Raw genomic sequence first — 19,339 nt, 5'->3', positions numbered from 1 at the left:
CACATTCACGCCATACTCCATGGAAATCAGTAATAAAAAGGGCTGATTCCAATCGAATCAGCCTTTATATTTTTTAGCTTAAATAATATTCACTTCCCGTTCAAGCTCTATCCCGAATTTTTCTTTCACAGAATTGATAATTTCAGTAGAAAAATCAAAAATTTCTTTTCCGGTAGCATTTCCTGTAGCATTGATGATGACCAGAGATTGTAATTTGTGTGAAGCGACATTTCCAATCTGCTTTCCTTTCCATCCGCATTGTTCAATCAGCCATCCGGCAGGAACTTTTACCCTATCACCATTTGGATAGCCCTGAATATTTTCAAATTGCTGCTTTAAATCTTCAAACTGAGCTAAAGGAATGGTTGGATTTTTGAAAAAGCTTCCGGCATTTCCGATTTCTTTAGGATCTGGCAGCTTGCTCTGTCTGATATTAATAACCGCTTTGGAAATATCCTGAATGGTTGGATTTTCAATGCTGAGATTTTCCAGTTCAGATTTTATCGCACCATATTCTGTTTTGATAGAATGATCTTTTCGGGTAAGTGTAAAAGTGACTTCCAGAATAACATATCTGCCTTTTCCTTCCTGCTTGAAGATAGAATCCCTGTATCCGAATCTGCACTGCTCAAGATTGAATGTTGTAACTTCAAGATTTTCCAAATCCAATACCTTGCAGCTGGCAAAGACGTCTTTGATTTCTGTCCCATAAGCCCCGATGTTCTGCATTGGAGAAGTTCCTACATTTCCGGGAATTAAAGAAAGGTTTTCTAATCCGCCAAAATTCTTTTGCAGGCAGTACATCACAAATTCATGCCAGTTTTCACCTGCTTTTGCAGTTACCAATACCTGATTTTCATTGATATTCTCTTCGGTAATTCCTTTTAAATTAATTCTGATAGCCAGACCGTCAAAATCTTTGGTAAGCAGAATATTGCTTCCTCCTCCCAAAAACAGAAGCTGAAGAGATTGTGTTTTCGAGAAAATAAGAGCCTCCTTTAATTCATCAATTGTACTGACTTCAGTAAAATAGCGGGCTTTGGCTTCAACACCGAATGTGTTATAAGGTTGTAATGAAAAATTTTCCTGCATGTTTTATTTGTATTCTTTGGGGAGAATTTTGTCTAGTTGTTCTTTAAGTTGTTGTAACTGCTTGTAATGTAAAGTGTCTACATAGGCATTCACATAGATGTGTGATTTTTTCGGAGTCCGGATCTGGAAAGTTTCATCCGTTCCGTCTGTCGATTGCCGGCTGGGAGAACTTTTTATATGGTCAAGATCTACAATCCTTATTGATGAGACAAGCTGTTTCCATGTGTTGGAACTGATGGCAGAGCCCCATTTTTTATGGGTTTGATTGGCCGTCATTCCTTTTTCTGCAAAAACGGAATCTTTTGTGACTTTAATAATTCTGTAATTTCCAAGATGTCCTCCGATTTCGGATACACTGATGAAAGTAATCTCGTGCGGATTTTTGTGAGAAACAGTCTGTTCAGTTTTTTTGGAATCACAGGAAAAAAATGCCGACAGCAAAAGAATCGAAAACAGTATTTTCAGATAGAGTTTTTTTGTTGTCGGCATAGAATATATTTTACAGGCTGAATTCTTCTCTGTACTTCTTTAAAGCTTCTTTAAGAATTTCAGCACTTCTTTTTAAATCTTCTTCTTTCAGAACGTAGGCAATTCTTACCTGCTTCTTTCCTAATTCCGGATCACTGTAGAATCCTCCTGCAGGAGCTACCATGATGGTTTCATTATTAAGAGAATATTTTTCAAGCAGCCACTGTGCAAATTTCTCAGTATCATCCACCGGAAGCTCGGCAACACAGTAGAATGCACCTCTTGGTTTAGGGCAGATCACACCTGGGATAGCATTTAAAAGATCTACCAGTACGTTTCTTCTGTGAGTGTATTCTTCTCTTACTGCTCTGATATAAGGACCATCATTTTGGTGTGCAGCGGTTGCCGCAATCTGGCCTAAAAGAACCGGACTCAATCTTGCCTGCGCAAAAAGCATGGCCGCATTACGGATTTTGCTGGAACGGGTAACCATACATCCGATTCTTACTCCACACATAGAATAACGCTTGGATTCTGAATCTATGATGATGCAGTTTTCAGCTAATTCTGGGAAATCAAGCATTGAGATCTGCTGCTTTCCATCGTATACATACTCTCTGTATACTTCATCAGAGATAATTACGATATCATATTTCAAAGCAATGTCTGCAAGTTTCTGAAGTTCCTCACGGGTATACAGATATCCGGTAGGGTTTCCAGGGTTACAGATGACGATTGCTCTTGTTTTTTCTGTAATTTTTTTCTCAAATTCTTCAATAGGAGGCAAAGCAAAACCCGTATCAATAGTAGAAGATACCGCTACTACATTCACATCAAATGTGCTGGTGAATCCATTGTAGTTGGCATAGTAAGGCTCAGGAATAATCACTTCGTCACCTTCATCACATAAAGTAGAAATGGCAAAGTTCAGGGCTTCAGAACCTCCATTGGTAACAATGAAATTATCAGGGGTAAGATCTGAAAAACCTAATGAATGATAATATTCTGTAAGGGCTTTTCTGTATTCTATATTTCCTTCAGAAAGTGCATATTCCAATACTTTTAAATCGATGTTTTTTAAAGCATTTAAAGCTGTTTCCGGAGTTTCAATATCAGGCTGTCCGATATTAAGGTGGTATACTTTTATTCCTTTCTGTTTTGCTTGTAATGCAAAGGGAACCAGTTTTCTTACCGGCGATGGCGGCATATGCAGCGCTCTGTTTGAAATATTCGGCATTGTTCAAAAAATTTGTATGACAAAAATAGGATTTAATTTCTCAATAATAAAATTAAGAATCAATAAGAAGGTGTTTCATCAAGTTTTACGTTGTCATTAAAATAAATAAGTTTCAATGATGTTTAATATTAATTTTTCACGCATTTTGAATAAAGTTTAAGGTTTTGTTAAAAATAATATTTTCGTATTATTATTTTTACTAAATTTCGCCTCAAATGTGATCAAAATGGCAATAAATTTATTTTCTAGAGTGGTACCTGCTATCGCTCTCTTCTCAGCCAGTGTACTAATGGCTCAAAATTATCAAACCATGCCGATTGCTTCAGGCTTAACAGCTGATGTAATTGCAAACGGTATAGGTTCCTCAACAACTACTACAAATAATGACGTAGACGGAGTTTCTTACGCTTTTGTAGCTAAAGATTTTCAGCTGACATCCACAAGTGCTGCTATTACGTATGGTATTCCTGTTGACGGAACCATTAATTCTGTAGTGGCGGCAACTCCCGGATTGAAGTTTCAGTTAGCAGATTTGAATGTCAACAATTCTTTGAGATTGGCTGCTGTAAATGATAACGGGACTTTGGCATTTGTAACCCCCAAACCTGTTACCAAACTGTATATGCTTGCTGTAAGCGGAAGTGGTACTTCTACAGTAAGTGCAGTAGTAAATTTTACAGATGGCAGTTCGCAGACATTTTCAAGTATCAGTCTCGCCGACTGGTATGGCGGATCTAACTTTGCGATCCAGGGGATAGGAAGGGTTAAAAAGCCGGGAGCTACTCCTGGTGCTGGTGATGATGTTCCTTCTCCCGAGGGCGGAACGAACCCAAGATTATATCAGATTGAACTGGCAATAGATGCCGCGAACCAGGCAAAATTAATACAAAGTGTAACGGTTACCAAAGTCAGTGGGTCAGGTTTACCGAATATCTTTGCTTTTTCAGCAGATGTCTATTCAGACTGTGCTCCTCCCGTATTACAGGCGGTTTCCGGAATAACAGCTAATTCTGCTTTAGTTTCATGGACGGGCAATGCTGCCAGTTATGATGTATACCACAGTACTTCAAGCACAACACCTGCGGGTTCAGTAACGCCTACTTATCCGGGGGTAACAGGTACAAGTACAACTATTGGGGGGCTTAATTCAAATACAACGTATTATTATTGGGTAAGATCCAACTGTAACACTGCAACAAGCCAGAGTGTATGGTCTTTTGCAGGAACATTTAAAACAGCCTGTTCTACTTTTACAGTTCCCTATACAGAAAACTTTGATAGTACAGGCACAGGTTCCAGTAGTAATAATAATGCCCCAAGCTGTTGGGCATATCTGGAAAGTGCATCATTTTCAGGATATGGATATGTAACTACAACGAATAATTATTCAGCACCTAATGCTTATTATTTATATAACTCAACTGCTACTACAGGCAGCCAAATGTTAGTTTCGCCTCCAACTATAAACCTTTCAGATGGGACTAAACGAGTGAGATTCTATGCAAGATCTGGATCAAATGGTTATACATTATTAGTAGGTACTTTATCAAACCCTGCAGATCCTGCTTCTTTCACACAAATTGGTTCTCCTATTGCTTTGACGACTACCCATACGCAATATACTGTTAATATTCCAGTGGGTTCTGATTTACAATTAGCATTTAAACATGGTTTAGGAGGTTCAGGTCGTGCTCTTTATATTGATAATATTACTGTTCAGGATATTCCTTCTTGTTTGGAGCCTACTGCAGTTACAACATCTACTGTAACATCGGGCTCTGCAACAGTCACTTGGACAGCTCCTGCTTCAGTTCCTGCAAATGGATACGAAGTGTATTACAGTATTACGAATACTGCACCTGATGCTACTACCGTTTTAAACGCTTCAAACTCTGTAACTTCTACTACAACTTCTGCACAGTTGAATTCGCTGTCTGCTGATACGAATTATTATGCATGGGTAAGATCTGTATGTAGTGCTTCCGATAAGAGTATCTGGAGCGATGTTACTGCATTTAGAACAGGATATTGTCTGCCATCATCTACTACCCAGAATTCATGGCTATCTGACTTCAGTTCTACCGGAGGATTAGTAAATATGGCTTATTCATCAGGTTCAAGTATTGCAGGTGGATATCAAAACTTAATAACAAGCAACAACAAGATAATAAATGCTCCGGGATCGGACACTTCTGTGTCTTTCACGGCAGGAGGTCCTACATGTGGAATTGCAGTTTGGGTAGACTGGAATAATAATTTAACTTTTGAAGCTTCAGAAAGAATGTTTGTTACTTCCACTTATATAACAAATGCTTCCGGAACTATTACTGTACCTGCGGGAACACCTCTGGGTAATTATAGAATGAGAGTAGTAACTGATTATAACAGTACAGCACCTTCAAATCCTTGTGGAGCTATTTCAAGAGGAGAGTTTATTGATTTTACCTTTGAAGTGGCAACATCTTTATCAACTTCAGAAACCAATCTGAAGAAAAAAGAAGTGAATGTATATCCTAATCCTTTCAAAGATGTTCTGCATGTTGCTGATATCAAAAATGTTAAATCTGTAACAGTTACAGATGTAGCGGGAAGAGTAGTGAAAACTATTGACAATCCAACTACAGAACTTCAGTTAGGTGAGTTGAATGCCGGTCTGTACTTAGTGACAATGAACTTTAAAGATGGTTCAAAATCAACAGTAAAGGCCATTAAAAAATAAAATTTTTTGAGTTAATAATTTCTGTAGGCAGTTGCATTCGTGTGGCTGCCTTTTTTATGATTTGTTTAAATAATAATCTGAAATATCACAAAATAAATCCCCATTTGGATCATTTTATAAAATAATCGTATTTTAGAAAAAATTATAACATGCAGATTCAGTCAGTTTCCCTAGAAGATTATATTTCAAAGATTCCTGAAGAAAGACAGGAGGCCTTTAAAAAACTTTTTGATACGGTGAATGATAACCTTCCGAAAGGGTTTGAAGAAGCTACGAATTATGGGATGATAGGTTGGGTAGTTCCTTTGGCAACTTTTCCTGCCGGATATCACTGTGCACCAGGAACACCACTGCCGTTCATCAATCTGGCTTCTCAGAAGAATTTTATAGCGCTGTACCACATGGGGCTGTATTCCACACCGGAACTTCTGGATTGGTTTGTTGCAGAATATCCTAAACACTCGAAAAAAAAGCTGGATATGGGTAAATCCTGTGTCCGTTTCAAAAAAGTAGAAGATATTCCTTTTGAACTGATTGCCGAGCTGAGTCAGAAAATGACTCCCGATGACTGGATCAAAATTTATGAATCACAGTATAAGAAATAAAAAAAGGCTCTGAAATCTATCTGATTTCAGAGCCTTTTTTTATGCTGAAAGAATTGAAGCTGGAAGTACTATTTGTGTTTTTAGAATGACTGATCGTAAATGCTGGAAGCTAGAAGTTATATTTGTGTTTTAAAACGGCTAATTGTCATCTCTTGATGAGCATTTAAAGATTAATGAAATGGTGCGAATTTACTCATCGACTTGCGGAAACTTCCATCCTCCAGCTTCCCTCTTCCAGCTAAAAATGAATATCCCAGATCCCAGCTTTTCTTTCAAGCTCAATTAAAGCTGCTGCATTATCCGCAAGAGCCTGATAGTAATCTTTTCGTACATTATTATAAGTTCTCTGGGCATTCAGAACTTCCAGAATAGAGCTTTCACCTCTTTTATAGCTGTAGGTAATTCCTTCCAGAATACTTTGAGCTTCAGAAAGCATTCCGTTATGGAATTGTCTGAGCTGTTTCTGGGTCGCTGCATATTGTTGATAAGCCTGCATTACTTCGGCCTTTATGCCTTGTTCTATTTGTTTGTATTCAATCTCTGCTTGGGAGTTCGTCATTTCTGCTATTTTCAATCCTGCATTTCTTCTGTTGGAAAACTTTAAGGGAATACTAATTCCCATTTTTACAGCATTTACGGTGGGAGAAGGAGCAATTTCATTGGTCGCTTCAGTGTGACGTTCTGCTCCGGCACTGATGCCTAAATCTATAACACGATTGGCTTTTTCCAGATTGATCTGACTTTTGGCAACTTCTGTATTTTTTTTGGCTGCCAGTAAATCTGCTCTTTCATTCAATGCATGAAAAATCAGATCATCAATACTAAAATCCCTGTCAAAGGCATTAAAATCTCCGGCAACATCTCTGCCTGTAATTTTGCTGTCCCCGAGAAATACCGATAAACTGGTGAGAGCTTGTTGCTCCGCACTTTCTGCCTGATATACTTCATTAAGCAAAGAAGCCGCCTCTAACTTACTTTGTTTGGAAGTGACTAATGATATAGTCCCCAATTGGTAACGGATACTGTCGGATTTTGCCAGCTGTTGCATATTTTTATAAGAATCCTGCTGTATTTTAAGCAAAGCTTTGGATTTTAGAGCATCAATATATCCTAAACTGGCATCAGCACGGAGATTCCTGAAGAAATCCTGCAATTGTATTTTGCTCAGCTCAGATTGGTTTCTGGCCAGATTCACCCGGGCTTTTCTTTTGCCGCCAAGCTCAAGCGTCCAGCCAAGTGAGGTTCCATAAACATATCCCATATCTTTACGCACTCCGTTATTGGTAGTTTCCATTTCCAGTTGAGGATCAGGAAACATATTGGCGGTCTGGATAGCCGCCTCAGCTATACTTACATTGTATTTCTGAGAGGCATATCCAAGATTTTTATTTCCTACAAGACTCAGGTAGTCTTCAAACTGTAAAAGCTCTTTTTCCTGTGCCTTCATACCTGTTATATTTAACAATACTGCAGATAATATGATAACATGAACTTTAATTTTCATCTGATTCTAAATTTTGTTTTTCGTTGCGGCGCTCAGCCATAAAATAAATAGCCGGCAGCACGAATAGTGTTAAAATAGTAGAGAACATCAACCCATAGACAATTACCGTTGCCAGTGGACGCTGTACATCGGAACCGATGCCTGTAGCCAATGAAGCAGGGAATAATCCGATTACTGCAACTGTTGCCGTCATCAATACAGGTCTGAAACGGTCTTTTGCACCTTTGATGGCAGCCTGTTTCAGCTCATATCCTTTTTTACGCAGATCGTTGATATGAGAAATCATAATAACGCCGTTCTGAATGGCAACCCCAAACAATGCAATAAAACCTACTGCGGAGGATACATTCAAGGACATTCCCCGTATGTTGAGTGCCAGCATTCCGCCAAACAGTGCTAACGGAACAATCGACATCAGAACCAAAGCCTGTCTGAAATCCCCAAATGCACCATACAGCAACAAAAACATAATCGCTAATGCTAATGGAACAATAAATGCCAATCTGGAATAAGCCCTGTTTTGATTTTCAAACTGTCCACCCCATCTGATCTGATATTTTTCATGGTCATATTTGATATCTTTTTCAATTTTATCCTGTGCTTTTTTCAGGAAAGAAGAAAGATCTGTACCTCTTAAATTCAGTTTTACGGTAAGGTGGCGTTTGTTCATTTCTCTGGTGATGGTACTTTCACCGGTACTTAGTTTTACTTCTGCTACCTGAGATAAAGGAATTTTTGCTCCGGAAGCAGAGGTCAGCATCAGGTTTCCTATTTTGTCCGGAGTGTCACGGCTGTCTTCGGTATAACGGCAGGAAATATCATATACTTTATTACCGATAAAGATCTGGGAAATTGCTTTTCCTCCCAATGCCACTTCAATAAGGTCGGCAACATCTGCTACATTCAGTCCATACTGAGCGATCTTATCTCTGTCTGCAATAATCTGCAGTTGGGGTAATAGAGGTTCCTGATCAATGGCAAGGTCTGCCGAACCTGGAATTTGGTTTAAAGTAGACAACACGTTTTCGGCAATTCGTCTGGTTTCTTTAAAATCTTCTCCATATACCTTTACTACCAGTTCACTGTGAGCTCCTGAAATTTTGTCCATCACCCCATCAATCATCGGCTGTGAAAAACCTACGGTATATCCCGGCATATTTTTATAATCTGCGGCCAGTTCTTTGATGAGGTCTGCTTTTGTTTTTCCTGCAGGCCATTCGCTGTAGGGTTTTATTCCGATAGATACTTCAAAGTGTGAAGCAGTCCATGGATCTGTACCGTCATCATTACGGCCTGCCTGAATCATCATATAAGTAATTTCGGGATGTTTCAAAGTACGGGCACGCAAAGTATCACTCATTTCTTTTGATTGGGCTAAAGAAATTCCGGGAGGTAACTGTACCTGAAGCCATATAGAGCCTTCATCCAGTTCGGGAAGAAAGTCTTTTCCTACATGATAGGAGAGAATTCCGGCAGAAACTAAGACAATCATAATAGGGATGATAACTCTTTTAGGGGTTTGCATTATTTTTTCAATGCTCTTTCCATAGGCCGTGTTTACTTTCTCCAGCCATTTATTGTGATAAATTTTCTGTGGTTTACGATAGATCACATAAGCCAATCCAGGGATCAAAAGCAATGCTACAGCAAGTGCTCCCAATAGGGCATATCCAACAGTAAAGGCCATGGGGGTAAATAATTTTTTTTCTACTCTTTCAAAAGCGAATAACGGAAGATAGGCGGTAATGATAATAATGGTTGAAAAGAAAATGGGTTTTGCAATCTCAACCACTCTTTGGATCATCGTTTTTTCTTCCAGTGTTTCTTCCGGGTTTTCTTCCCTTTTCTTCAGAACGGTTTCCAGCATAACGATCGCTCCATCTACAATGATTCCGAAATCAATGGCTCCTAATGAAAGAAGATTGGCCGGAATGTCAGTAAAATGCATTAATATAAAAGCAAATAACAGAGAAAGAGGAATGGTAATGGCTACCAATAATGCTCCCCGCCAGCTTCCAAGGAATACAATCAGTACGATGATAACCAATACAATTCCTTCAGTAAGGGTGTTAGAAACTGTAGTGAGTGTTGTCTTTACAAGGTCTGTTCTGTCCAGAAAAGGATGAATCTTTACACCGGGAGGCAGCGTTTCATTATTCAGTTCTTCGACCGCTTCATGCACTCCTTCCAGGACCTGTGAAGGATTTTGTCCTCTTAATAAAAGTACAATTCCTTCTACGCTTTCAGAATAATTACGTTTTCGGTCTGTGTAGCTCAGAATTCCTTTTCTTTCCAGGTTTCCGTATTTTAATATTCCTATATCATTCAAAAAAACTGGAACACCGTTTTGTGTTTTTACCACAATTTTTCCGAGGTCATTTAAATCTTTTACCAATCCTATTCCGCGGATGACATATGCTAAATTTCCACGGGGAAGCATACTTCCTCCGGCACTTACATTGTTTTTGGAAATGGTTTCCGTCACTTCTGACAGGGAAAGTCCATATTGTTCAAGCTTATGTGGATCCAGTTCGATCTGGAACTGAGTGGTAATTCCACCGAAGTTCGTTACATCAGCGATACCTGATACCTGTTTGATACGAGGAATGATGACAAATTTTTGCAAATCCGTCAGTTCCCGGAGGCTGTGGTTGTTACTTTCGATAATATAACGATATACTTCGCCGATAGGAGAGGTGAGGGGATCCAGCCCTGGCTGTGCATTATAAGGAAGATCCACATCCGTCAGTCTTTCCTGAATTCGCTGTCTTGCCCAGTAATCATCTATACCATCATCGAAAACCATTGTAATAATGGAAAGTCCGAAGGTACTTTTGCTTCGCATCACATGCATTCCCGGAAGCCCGTTCAGAGATCTTTCTAAGGGAATGGTAATCTGCTGTTCTACTTCTTCAGCGGCCAGTCCCGGAACCTGTGTTACTACCTGTGAGGTTACATCAGCAATGTCAGGATAGGCTTCTATGGATAGTCTGGTCCAGGAATAATATCCGAAAAACCCCAGTAAAAGGAAGAGGGCAAGCATGAGCCATCTCTTCTGTATAGAGATTGTAAGTAATTTTTTCATAGTTCTTGATTTCGCATCATTTTACATTATTTCGCATCCAGCATATAAATTCCTCCTTCAGTCATAATGGTTTCTCCGGGTTTTAAGCCTGATATGATTCTTACTGTTTTCTGATCGGTTTTTCCTGTTGTTACTGAACGTTTTATATATTGACTTTTGCCTGTTTTTACCCATACATATTGGGTGTTGTCCTGCTGCATCAAAGCGGTTACAGGAATCATCACCGTTTTTTCTGGAGTAGTGGAGAAGTTCACCGTAGCATACATGCCCGGTTTCAATTGTCTGTCCGGATTGTTGCATTCAATAAGGACTTTTATACTTCGGGTATCTTCGTCTACAATTTCATTGATGTGATATACTTTTCCGGTAATACTCTTGTCAGGATAGGCACTTACTTTTACAGAAACCTGATCTCCGGGATGAATAAAACGAATGTCTTTTTCCTTTACATCACCGGAAATCCAGACTTTTGATAATTCTGCGATAATCATTACCGGGTCGGCATCTCCTTTCAGATACTGGCCGTTTACAATTTTGTTGAAAATGATCTCTCCGTTGATGGGGGCTCTTATAATAAGAGGACTTCCTATACCTCCACCTTTGCTGTTGTAGACCTTTAAGGCAGAAGAGGCATTGGAAAGGGATGTTTTTTTATTTTTAAAATCAGTTTCCGCTTCATCCAGCTCCTTCTGAATACCTACTCCATGTTTTACGAGATCCTGCTGGCGTCTGTAATTTTTTTCAGCAAGCTGTACATCATTTAAGGCATCCGTATAATCTTTTTGAACCGAAAAATAATCGGAGGAAAGAATTTCAAAGAGAGGGCTTCCGGCAGAAATATTTTGCCCAAGCTGAATAAACGATTTTGTAATTCTTCCGGAAAAGGGGCTGGCAATTTCCGCATAATGATTCGGAATGGCCTGTATTGTTCCAGCTGAAACTACACCATCACTGTGTTCCTGTTCGGTAACGACCTGTGTTTTAATTTTTTTGAAAACGGGATTGTTTTCCGGGACGGTGACCAGGTCGCCTTTTATTACTATTTCCGGTTCTTTGTTTTGCTGAGGTGTATTGTCTTTACAGGAGACTACAAAGAGACTGATAAGAAATAAGATTACTTTTTTCATGATCTTAATAAAATTGAGTGCTATTGCTGATTGTTGATTTTGTTTCGTTGTTTTTCTTAGTATTGACCAGTTTTTTGCTCCGGGCTTCCTTTTGTGAGGATAAAGAGGGTCTCAGAAATATATTTGTGGAGACAATGAAGATTACGGTGATAAGTGCTTCTATAGGATATCCGAGAGCACATAATGCACCTATGGCTGCTGAGCACCATAATGTGGCGGCAGTATTTAGTCCTCTCACAGTGAGGCCGTCTTTCATGATAACGCCGCCGCCAAGGAAACCAATTCCGCTGACAATGTAAGAGGTGATTCTTCCGGCTGCATCACCACCAATTCTGATGGCAATCAATACGAATGCTGCTGAGCCGATGCAAACCAGAGTGTTGGTCCGGAGACCTGCATTTTTTTTGCGCCACTGTCTTTCAAAACCTATACCGGCTCCAAAACAGAATGCCGTCAGTAAACGAAGTGTAAATTCAAATGTATTCATAACTTTTCCTGTTTTTATTAAGCTTTCAGCTGTACGGGAAAAGTGAGTACAACTAAAGCTTTAAGGTTGATAATTACTGTAAGGATCTGCGTCCATATGCTTTATTTTTTACTGTGCAAAAGTAAAGAGAACTGCATTTTTTTATCGTTAGAAAAGCTTTAGAATGTTATTAGAAAATCATTAGAGAATCTGTTTTCCTGTTTTTTAAATGATAAGATAAGAGCTAATTATTTTTTAGGCCCTATTAATAAGCGTAAACTGTACCCATTGTAAAAGATAAAATTTCAATACATTTGAGGCAGGCAGTTTCAGATGATGAATTTCACGATTTATCATGTAAATAAAAGTTTGTTTAATCCCGGAAACTTCTTTCCAAAATCTTTAGAACTGTATATTATAGAAATGAAAAAATCAAACATAGCGATCCCCGCTACATTGTTAGCGATCATATGTGTACAGGGAGGAGCTTCCATTGCCAAGCAGCTTTTTCCTGCAATCGGAGCAATAGGTACGGTTACTTTAAGAATTGTACTTTCGGCTGTATTGCTTACGTTGATTAACCGTCCGAAATTTTTACAGTTTGACAGACAAAAATGGAAGTACTGTGCGATATACGGAATAGGATTGGCAGCAATGAACCTTATTTTTTATATGGCGATTCAAAGAATTCCGTTGGGACTGGCGGTTACTGTGGAATTTGCAGGTCCATTATTTCTTGCATTGGCTTTATCACGCAAACTACTGGATGTTGTGTGGGCATTATTGGCCTGTGTCGGAATTCTACTGATCGTTCCATGGCAAAATGATCATGTTGATTTGGTAGGACTTGGACTTGCCTTTCTTGCTGGGATGTTCTGGGCTGTTTACATTGTCATGGGTGGTAAGGTTTCCAAAATAATGGATGGAAAAGATGCCGTAACTACAGGGATGATATTTGCCAGTCTTGTGATCATTCCCTTTACAATATGGGATGGTGCGGTTTTTAATCTTACACCCTCTATTTTTGTAAAAGGGCTTGGTGTAGCTATTCTTTCGAGTGCTTTGCCTTTTTCGTTGGAAATCACGGCCCTGAAAAGACTTCCTGCAAAAACTTTCAGTATTCTGATGAGTCTGGAACCTGCATTTGCTGCACTTTCAGGATTGGTTTTTCTGGCTGAAGAATTATCTTTTTTACAGTGGATCTCTATTGGCTGTGTAATTGCGGCCAGTATAGGGACAACCGTTTTCAATAAGAAATCTCTTTCTCACGAGTAGAGGGATGACTTTTTTAAACCATTAAGCTAATTAAGATTTTAAGGGAAGTTAATATTCAAATAAATTTGAAAGAAGTTTTAGATTTATTAACTGATCATAAACTCCACTGTAAAAATAGTTTCATTATGATCTGAAAGTACCTTAATGTTTGCATGGTGAAGGAGAATAATTTTCTCAGTGAGGAAAAGCCCTATTCCGTGTCCTTTCTCCTGTCTGGGTGTTTCGCTTCTGTAAAAAGGTTTGAAAATATGTTCTAAATCTTCTTTATGAATCATGCTTCCCTTATTGGCAAAACTAATTATAAGAATTTTGGAACTGCTTTTGACATCTATCGAACACATGTGTTCCGGCGAATATTTACAGGCGTTGTCAATAAGATTGTTAAAGGCGACCTGCAGGAGATATTCATTTCCTTGGATGATAAGCTGATACTCTTCTACGGTATCAGCTATGTTTAATGAAACTTTATATGCTGAATTTTCTTTTATGATTTTGGTGTAAGATTCCAGAAGAACCTCATCAAGACGAACTTCGGAAAAACTGATTTCATTGGGGTCATAGCTCGCTTTGGCAAGGTCCATTAAACTATTTGAAAGTTTTACCATATTTCGGGCATCTTCCAGTGCATATTGAATGGTTTCCTGATATTCTGCTTGGGTTTTATCCTTTTCAGAAGCCAGTTCCAGTTCGGTAATAATAGCAGCTAAAGGCGTTCTCAGTTCGTGTGAAATATTGGATACAAAATGTTTTTGTGAGTCAAAGGAATTTTCAAGTCTTTCCAGCATTCCGTTGAAGTTTTGGGCAAGCTCATTGAGTTCATCCTTCTCTTTTGTCGTTTTCAGGCGCAGCTGTAATTTTCCTGCTGTAATTTTTTTAATCTGCTTGACCATTTCACTGAGTGGGCTCAATGCTTTTTTGGAAAGAAATATTCCTGCCAGGTAAATTAATATTAAAATACTGAAGAAGGAGATAATACTGATGGTAAGAAGGTGAGTAAGATATTCATATCCATATTGATCATAGGCTGCTGCGGTTACTGCGTAAGTTTTTCCTTCGTAATGATATACCATTCCGATCACCTGTAAATCGTTTAGAAAGAAATTGATTCTCTTTTTCCGGAATATCTCTGAAAGCATTTCCGGGGTTTCCTTTACATAATCTACTTTGGCATCGTCATGATAGACAAGCTGCTTATTAACATCATAAATTGCTACCTGAACTTCATTAAGCGTTCTGGTATTGTTTTTATAAAGTTTGTGCATTTCCTGCTCCGGCAGTGAGCTTCGGAAAAACAGATCTGCTTTGGCAATCGCTTCATTTTGAAGCTCACTGTAAAAAGATTTTTCTCTGGCTTCTTTGGATGAATAATAAATCGAAAAGCTGTATACCCCTAAAAGCATTGCAGTGATTAAGGTAAAAAGCAGCGTAAGTCGGGTTCTTATTTTCATCCTGATATTTTTAATTCATCTTAATGATTATTGTACAGTGCCTGATTCATAGTCTTTTTTCAAAATAAATCCCATGCCGGCTTTGGTGTGGATGAGCTTGACTTCAAAATCTTTATCAATTTTTTTTCGGAGATAATTAATATATACATCAATAAAATTGGTTCCGGTATCAAAGTGAGTTTCCCACACTTTTTCCGCAATTTCACTTCTGGAAAGAACCCTTTCCGAATTTTCCAGCATGAATTTTAAAAGGTTGAACTCTTTTGGAGTCAGTTTTATCGGAGTATGATCTCTGCGAACTGTTTTCTGTTCCAGATTCATTTCAATTCCTTCATAGGTAAGAACGGAAACTTTTTGCTGTCTCTGTTGTGAAAAACGTTTGAGAAGCACCTTGATTCTTGCTACCAGCTCGCGCATTTCAAAAGGCTTAGTCAGATAATCATCTGCTCCGGCATCAAATCCTTCCAGTTTGTCATCGGTGGTTCCCAGTGCAGTCAGCATAATTACTGGAAGATTTGGTTGTAATGCTTTAATTTCATTACAAAATTCAAGACCATTTTTTTTGGGTAATACAATATCGGTCACTACCAGATCAAAATTGTTTTGCAAAGCTAGTTTTAAACCTGTGATTCCGTCATACGCTGCGGTTACTTCAAATTCAGCCTCCTGAAATCCTTTTGCAATCAGTTTTGAAAGCCTGTCATCGTCTTCAACTAATAAAATATGTGGCATAAGAATCTGGAAAATGTTTGGGTTGGTGTGAAGAATAGATCAATGTTCTTACAAATGTAATGATTTCTATTTTGTAATTTTGGTGCCGAAAGTATAGTAAAATGCCGGAATTTAAAATGTTTTTTAGCAAAAAAAATAAAGAATTTATTACTGCAGGGCTTTTGTCCTGTCTCATGATATTGTTGGTACAGTGTAGAAATACTTCTACCGGTAATGTGCAGCTCAGAAATGGAGACCTGCTTTTTGTAACGGCTAAAGAATCGGGGCTTTCCGGCGCAATCAATAATGTTACTCAAAAACAAAAAACAGCTTCATTTGATCACATAGGAATTCTTGAAAAAGATGGTAACCATATGTTTGTTCTGCATGCTGCTCCCAAAGGGGGGGCTCAGAAACAGGATCTGGAAAACTTTATCAAAGATCAGAAAGAAGAAGGACAGGAAGTCATCGTTTATCGTTTGAAGCCGGAATACCGGGAAATAATTCCTGAAGCCATTAAAAAAGCGAATTCCATGCTTGGAAAACCTTACAACTTCAATTATGTTCTGGATGATAATTCGTATTACTGTTCAGATTTTGTGGAAAGGGCTTTTCGGGAAGAACATATTTTTAAACTGGAGCCCATGACATTTATTGACCCCAAAACAGGAAAAACGAATGCATTCTGGGAAGAGTTTTATACTAAAAAAAACATGAAAGTCCCTGAAGGTGAGCCAGGTTGTAATCCTAACGGGCTTGCGGGTTCTGATAAACTGGAAAGAATAGGAAATTATTAAAATATTGAGAGAAGCTGTACAGGCTTCTTTTTTTTATGTTAAATTTTTAAAAATATTAGTCTACTAATTTGGTGGACTAATATTTTTTTATATTTTTGTCACAGATTTAAATGCATAGAGCAATATGATCTTAGAAGTTTAACCAAAAAATGTTTAGCGATGATTACACCTAATCCGGGCCTGCAGGTTTTACAAAATAAAATTAACCTGCCTAAAAAAGAGTTGTTATTGGAAATAGAGTTGAATGGGAAAATGAAATTTGAACATTTAATGAATACCATCTACAATCAATTGGGCATCTGTCATAGAGTGTTATCTGCTAATGTGGAGTATGTGAACGGATATAGTTTTGGTTCAGTACAGTTATATATTAATGTCAGTTCAGAAGATTTTCAGCAGCTTGAGATCTATCTGAATAAAAATAAACTTATGAATACAACGGTGGAGTATATCTGCAGAAAGTATTTTTAAGTGAGATTCATATAGTTTTAATTACTCAAAGTGTCCGGTTCTTTTACCGGACACTTTTTATTTTAGTCTCAGGTTGATTGAAAACCATTTAGTTGAATGATAGTTATTATTCAATGGATGACCATTTCCATCCTTTGGAGGAGGGCAAAAATTCAAAGAATTTTTTACAGGTGGTAAAAAAAGCGCTCAGATTACTCTGAACGCTTCCGTATTAAATAAAATAATTTTAAATTCTTTCGATGTCTGCACCAATAGCTCTTAGCCTTCCATCGATATTTTCGTATCCTCTGTCGATTTGCTCGATATTGTGGATAATAGATTTTCCTTCTGCTGAAAGTGCTGCAATAAGAAGAGCATTTCCGGCTCTGATATCCGGGGAAACCATAGTTGTTCCTCTCAATGGTGCTTCCTGATTCAATCCGATTACCGTCGCTCTGTGCGGGTCACATAAAATAATCTGAGCTCCCATGTCAATTAATTTATCAACAAAGAATAATCTGGATTCAAACATTTTCTGATGAACCAGAATACTTCCTTTTGCCTGAGTAGCTACCACTAAAATAATAGATAATAAATCCGGCGTAAATCCAGGCCAAGGTGCATCCGAAATCGTAAGGATAGACCCGTCAATAAATTTTTGAATTTTATAATGTTCCTGGGCAGGAATATAGATATCATCACCACTTTGCTCAAGCTCGATTCCTAATTTTCTGAATGTATTCGGGATGACACCAAGTTGGTTCCAGTTTACATTTTTAATAGTAATTTCAGATTTTGTCATTGCCGCAAGACCAATCCAAGACCCGATTTCTACCATATCCGGAAGCATTGTGTGCTCCGTTCCTCTAAGATATTCAACCCCTTCAATCGTAAGAAGGTTTGAACCGATTCCTGAGATATTGGCTCCCATTCTGTTCAGCATTTTGCATAATTGCTGAAGATAAGGTTCACAAGCTGCGTTGTAGATTCTTGTTTTTCCTTTTGCCAAAGCTGCTGCCATTACAATATTAGCAGTTCCGGTAACAGAAGCTTCTTCCAAAAGAATGAATTTTCCTCTTAATTCTTTAGCTTTTAAAGAATAGAAATATTCTTCTTCATCATAATTGAATTCAGCACCCAGTTCAACAAGCCCCTGGAAGTGGGTATCCAATCTTCTTCTTCCGATTTTGTCACCTCCCGGAGTTGGCATATAAGCTTCTCCATAACGGGCAAGCATCGGACCCATCAGCATAATCGATCCACGTAATTTTGCGCCGTCTTTTTTGAACTCGTTAGATTTTATATAATCAAAATTTACCTGATCAGCCTTGAAAGTATAATCTCCCTGTCCGTTTTTTGTAATTTTTACCCCAAAATCTCCAAGAATTTCAATCAGTCTGTTGACATCATGAATATCCGGGATATTTTTGATTCTTACCTCTTCGTCTGTAAGGAGAACTGCACATAAAATTTGTAGAGCCTCATTTTTGGCCCCTTGTGGAGTTATTTCACCATGCAATCTTTTCCCTCCTCTTATTTGAAATGTTCCACTCATTACTTTCTGTTTTTATGATTGTTATTATGCCTTCTCTTGTTAGGCTGGTTATTGTTGTTTTTATTATTACTGTTGTTGCTGTTCCTGTTGTTGTTATTGTTATTATTTCGGTTGTTGTTATTGCTGGTGTAATAGATTTTACTTTTTTCAAGAGAATCTATTCCCGTAAGATCCAACCTGTTTTCAGACAGTTCTTTCAGATGGCGGAAAATAACATCGTCCGTCACATGTTCTTTATTATAGACATTATAAGACTTCTTCATATTGTTGGCAATCACTTCAATAAGGGCTTCTTTTTCATCACCCGTTTCCAGTTCGATTGCTTTTTCTATCAATTGAAGAATACTTTTTCCGTAAAACTTAAAGTCACCCTGAAGTTTTGGATATTCCATTCTTTTAGGTTTTTCTGCCAATTGTTCCGGGGTAGGGAACGGATATGGAGAATCTACGTCCAGATCATGATTAGCAAGAATAAAAAGATGGTCCCAAAGTTTATGTTTATAATTTTCCTCGTCGCGAAGTTGTGGGTTTCTCTGACCCATAAAATCGATGATTGCCATAGCCATTTCATTCCTTTCCTCTTTGGTAGGAAGTTCTTTGCAGCGCTCAACCAACTGTTGTATAATTCTGCCGTATTCCGGCATATGAAGCTGAGTTTTTTGGGTATTGTATTCCATAGTATGCAAATATATGGATTAAAAGAAAAATTGTTTCGAGAATCTGAAAAAATTATGATTTTTTAATGAAAATTTCAAATGACTTTCTTCTTGATTTATTATTGAAAATTAAAATATTCTCCA

The 19,339-nt window shown here is 38.1% G+C and carries 15 protein-coding genes and 1 pseudogene; 5 read left to right on the top strand and 11 right to left on the bottom strand.

The annotated features are described in order from the left end of the window. Window positions 1-78 precede the first annotated feature (78 nt). Genes murB through FW781_RS08340 form a run of 3 tightly spaced genes read right to left on the bottom strand, consistent with a single transcriptional unit; the run spans window position 79 to window position 2,797 of the window. Window positions 79-1,092 (bottom strand): UDP-N-acetylmuramate dehydrogenase, encoded by a 1,014-nt coding sequence (gene murB, locus FW781_RS08350; protein ID WP_149386983.1) that lies wholly within the window; start codon window positions 1,090-1,092, stop codon window positions 79-81. A 3-nt stretch (window positions 1,093-1,095) separates the two neighbouring features. Further along, window positions 1,096-1,581: a hypothetical protein gene (locus FW781_RS08345; RefSeq protein ID WP_149386982.1), complete on the bottom strand. Its 486-nt coding sequence runs from the start codon at window positions 1,579-1,581 to the stop codon at window positions 1,096-1,098. Window positions 1,582-1,591: 10 nt separating this feature from the next. Then, window positions 1,592-2,797, bottom strand: a complete 1,206-nt coding sequence (locus FW781_RS08340) for a pyridoxal phosphate-dependent aminotransferase (RefSeq protein WP_149386981.1) — start codon at window positions 2,795-2,797, stop codon at window positions 1,592-1,594. A 226-nt stretch (window positions 2,798-3,023) separates the two neighbouring features. On the opposite strand from FW781_RS08340, the gene FW781_RS08335 reads away from it, so the two are divergent. Both FW781_RS08335 and FW781_RS08330 read left to right on the top strand, forming a co-directional pair. Then, a complete protein-coding gene (locus FW781_RS08335) occupies window positions 3,024-5,516 on the top strand; it encodes a GEVED domain-containing protein (protein WP_149386980.1) in 2,493 nt (830 codons plus the stop codon). A gap of 149 nt (window positions 5,517-5,665) precedes the next feature. Continuing rightward, window positions 5,666-6,121 (top strand): DUF1801 domain-containing protein, encoded by a 456-nt coding sequence (locus FW781_RS08330; RefSeq protein WP_149386979.1) that lies wholly within the window; start codon window positions 5,666-5,668, stop codon window positions 6,119-6,121. Window positions 6,122-6,359: 238 nt separating this feature from the next. Here FW781_RS08330 and FW781_RS08325 read toward each other — a convergent pair whose 3' ends face one another. From FW781_RS08325 to FW781_RS08310, 4 genes and pseudogenes are all read right to left on the bottom strand, one after another. Next, window positions 6,360-7,625: a TolC family protein gene (locus FW781_RS08325; RefSeq protein WP_149386978.1), complete on the bottom strand. Its 1,266-nt coding sequence runs from the start codon at window positions 7,623-7,625 to the stop codon at window positions 6,360-6,362. Then, window positions 7,615-10,710, bottom strand: a complete 3,096-nt coding sequence (locus tag FW781_RS08320) for an efflux RND transporter permease subunit (RefSeq protein WP_149386977.1) — start codon at window positions 10,708-10,710, stop codon at window positions 7,615-7,617. The genes FW781_RS08325 and FW781_RS08320 overlap by 11 nt, the downstream gene beginning before the upstream one ends. 26 nt (window positions 10,711-10,736) lie before the next feature. Next, window positions 10,737-11,837: an efflux RND transporter periplasmic adaptor subunit gene (locus tag FW781_RS08315; RefSeq protein WP_149386976.1), complete on the bottom strand. Its 1,101-nt coding sequence runs from the start codon at window positions 11,835-11,837 to the stop codon at window positions 10,737-10,739. A gap of 106 nt (window positions 11,838-11,943) precedes the next feature. Next, window positions 11,944-12,324, bottom strand: a pseudogene (locus FW781_RS08310) (MgtC/SapB family protein); the annotation flags it as partial. A gap of 402 nt (window positions 12,325-12,726) precedes the next feature. On the opposite strand from FW781_RS08310, the gene FW781_RS08305 reads away from it, so the two are divergent. Beyond that, entirely contained in the window at window positions 12,727-13,578 is an 852-nt protein-coding gene (locus FW781_RS08305) for an EamA family transporter (protein ID WP_149386974.1), read from the top strand. Window positions 13,579-13,664: 86 nt separating this feature from the next. Here FW781_RS08305 and FW781_RS08300 read toward each other — a convergent pair whose 3' ends face one another. Next, complete coding sequence (locus tag FW781_RS08300) at window positions 13,665-15,026, bottom strand: ATP-binding protein (protein WP_149386973.1); 1,362 nt, start codon at window positions 15,024-15,026, stop codon at window positions 13,665-13,667. A gap of 27 nt (window positions 15,027-15,053) precedes the next feature. Next, window positions 15,054-15,758 carry a response regulator transcription factor gene (locus FW781_RS08295; RefSeq protein WP_149386972.1) on the bottom strand — a complete coding sequence of 235 codons (705 nt, stop codon included), beginning with the start codon at window positions 15,756-15,758 and terminating at the stop codon, window positions 15,054-15,056. A 116-nt stretch (window positions 15,759-15,874) separates the two neighbouring features. Between FW781_RS08295 and FW781_RS08290 the strand changes: the two genes are divergently transcribed. Continuing rightward, window positions 15,875-16,534 (top strand): YiiX/YebB-like N1pC/P60 family cysteine hydrolase, encoded by a 660-nt coding sequence (locus FW781_RS08290; RefSeq protein WP_172625685.1) that lies wholly within the window; start codon window positions 15,875-15,877, stop codon window positions 16,532-16,534. A 159-nt stretch (window positions 16,535-16,693) separates the two neighbouring features. Beyond that, window positions 16,694-17,005, top strand: a complete 312-nt coding sequence (locus tag FW781_RS08285) for an NIL domain-containing protein (RefSeq protein WP_047378941.1) — start codon at window positions 16,694-16,696, stop codon at window positions 17,003-17,005. Window positions 17,006-17,231: 226 nt separating this feature from the next. Here the strand turns inward: FW781_RS08285 and murA are convergent, their stop codons facing one another. Both murA and FW781_RS08275 read right to left on the bottom strand, forming a co-directional pair. Next, entirely contained in the window at window positions 17,232-18,539 is a 1,308-nt protein-coding gene (murA, locus tag FW781_RS08280) for a UDP-N-acetylglucosamine 1-carboxyvinyltransferase (RefSeq protein ID WP_149386971.1), read from the bottom strand. Next, entirely contained in the window at window positions 18,539-19,216 is a 678-nt protein-coding gene (locus FW781_RS08275) for a DUF4290 domain-containing protein (RefSeq protein ID WP_149386970.1), read from the bottom strand. The genes murA and FW781_RS08275 overlap by 1 nt, the downstream gene beginning before the upstream one ends. Window positions 19,217-19,339 lie beyond the last annotated feature (123 nt).

It is taken from the genome of Chryseobacterium panacisoli, from assembly GCF_008274625.1.
Taxonomy (GTDB): Bacteria; Bacteroidota; Bacteroidia; order Flavobacteriales; family Weeksellaceae; genus Chryseobacterium; species Chryseobacterium panacisoli.
The sequence above is the reverse complement of the archived record's forward strand: the minus strand, read 5'-3'. Positions and strand labels throughout refer to the sequence as shown.

Excerpts from the sequence above, each read along its gene's own strand:
- FW781_RS08325 (WP_149386978.1), bottom strand. The coding sequence starts at position 7,625 with ATGAAAATTAAAGTTCATGTTATCATATTATCTGCAGTATTGTTAAAT.
- murB (WP_149386983.1), bottom strand. The coding sequence starts at position 1,092 with ATGCAGGAAAATTTTTCATTACAACCTTATAACACATTCGGTGTTGAA.
- FW781_RS08340 (WP_149386981.1), bottom strand. The coding sequence starts at position 2,797 with ATGCCGAATATTTCAAACAGAGCGCTGCATATGCCGCCATCGCCGGTA.
- FW781_RS08315 (WP_149386976.1), bottom strand. The coding sequence starts at position 11,837 with ATGAAAAAAGTAATCTTATTTCTTATCAGTCTCTTTGTAGTCTCCTGT.
- FW781_RS08275 (WP_149386970.1), bottom strand. The coding sequence starts at position 19,216 with ATGGAATACAATACCCAAAAAACTCAGCTTCATATGCCGGAATACGGC.
- FW781_RS08335 (WP_149386980.1), top strand. The coding sequence starts at position 3,024 with ATGGCAATAAATTTATTTTCTAGAGTGGTACCTGCTATCGCTCTCTTC.
- murA (WP_149386971.1), bottom strand. The coding sequence starts at position 18,539 with ATGAGTGGAACATTTCAAATAAGAGGAGGGAAAAGATTGCATGGTGAA.
- FW781_RS08290 (WP_172625685.1), top strand. The coding sequence starts at position 15,875 with ATGTTTTTTAGCAAAAAAAATAAAGAATTTATTACTGCAGGGCTTTTG.
- FW781_RS08345 (WP_149386982.1), bottom strand. The coding sequence starts at position 1,581 with ATGCCGACAACAAAAAAACTCTATCTGAAAATACTGTTTTCGATTCTT.
- FW781_RS08320 (WP_149386977.1), bottom strand. The coding sequence starts at position 10,710 with ATGAAAAAATTACTTACAATCTCTATACAGAAGAGATGGCTCATGCTT.
- FW781_RS08300 (WP_149386973.1), bottom strand. The coding sequence starts at position 15,026 with ATGAAAATAAGAACCCGACTTACGCTGCTTTTTACCTTAATCACTGCA.
- FW781_RS08285 (WP_047378941.1), top strand. The coding sequence starts at position 16,694 with ATGATTACACCTAATCCGGGCCTGCAGGTTTTACAAAATAAAATTAAC.
- FW781_RS08305 (WP_149386974.1), top strand. The coding sequence starts at position 12,727 with ATGAAAAAATCAAACATAGCGATCCCCGCTACATTGTTAGCGATCATA.
- FW781_RS08330 (WP_149386979.1), top strand. The coding sequence starts at position 5,666 with ATGCAGATTCAGTCAGTTTCCCTAGAAGATTATATTTCAAAGATTCCT.
- FW781_RS08295 (WP_149386972.1), bottom strand. The coding sequence starts at position 15,758 with ATGCCACATATTTTATTAGTTGAAGACGATGACAGGCTTTCAAAACTG.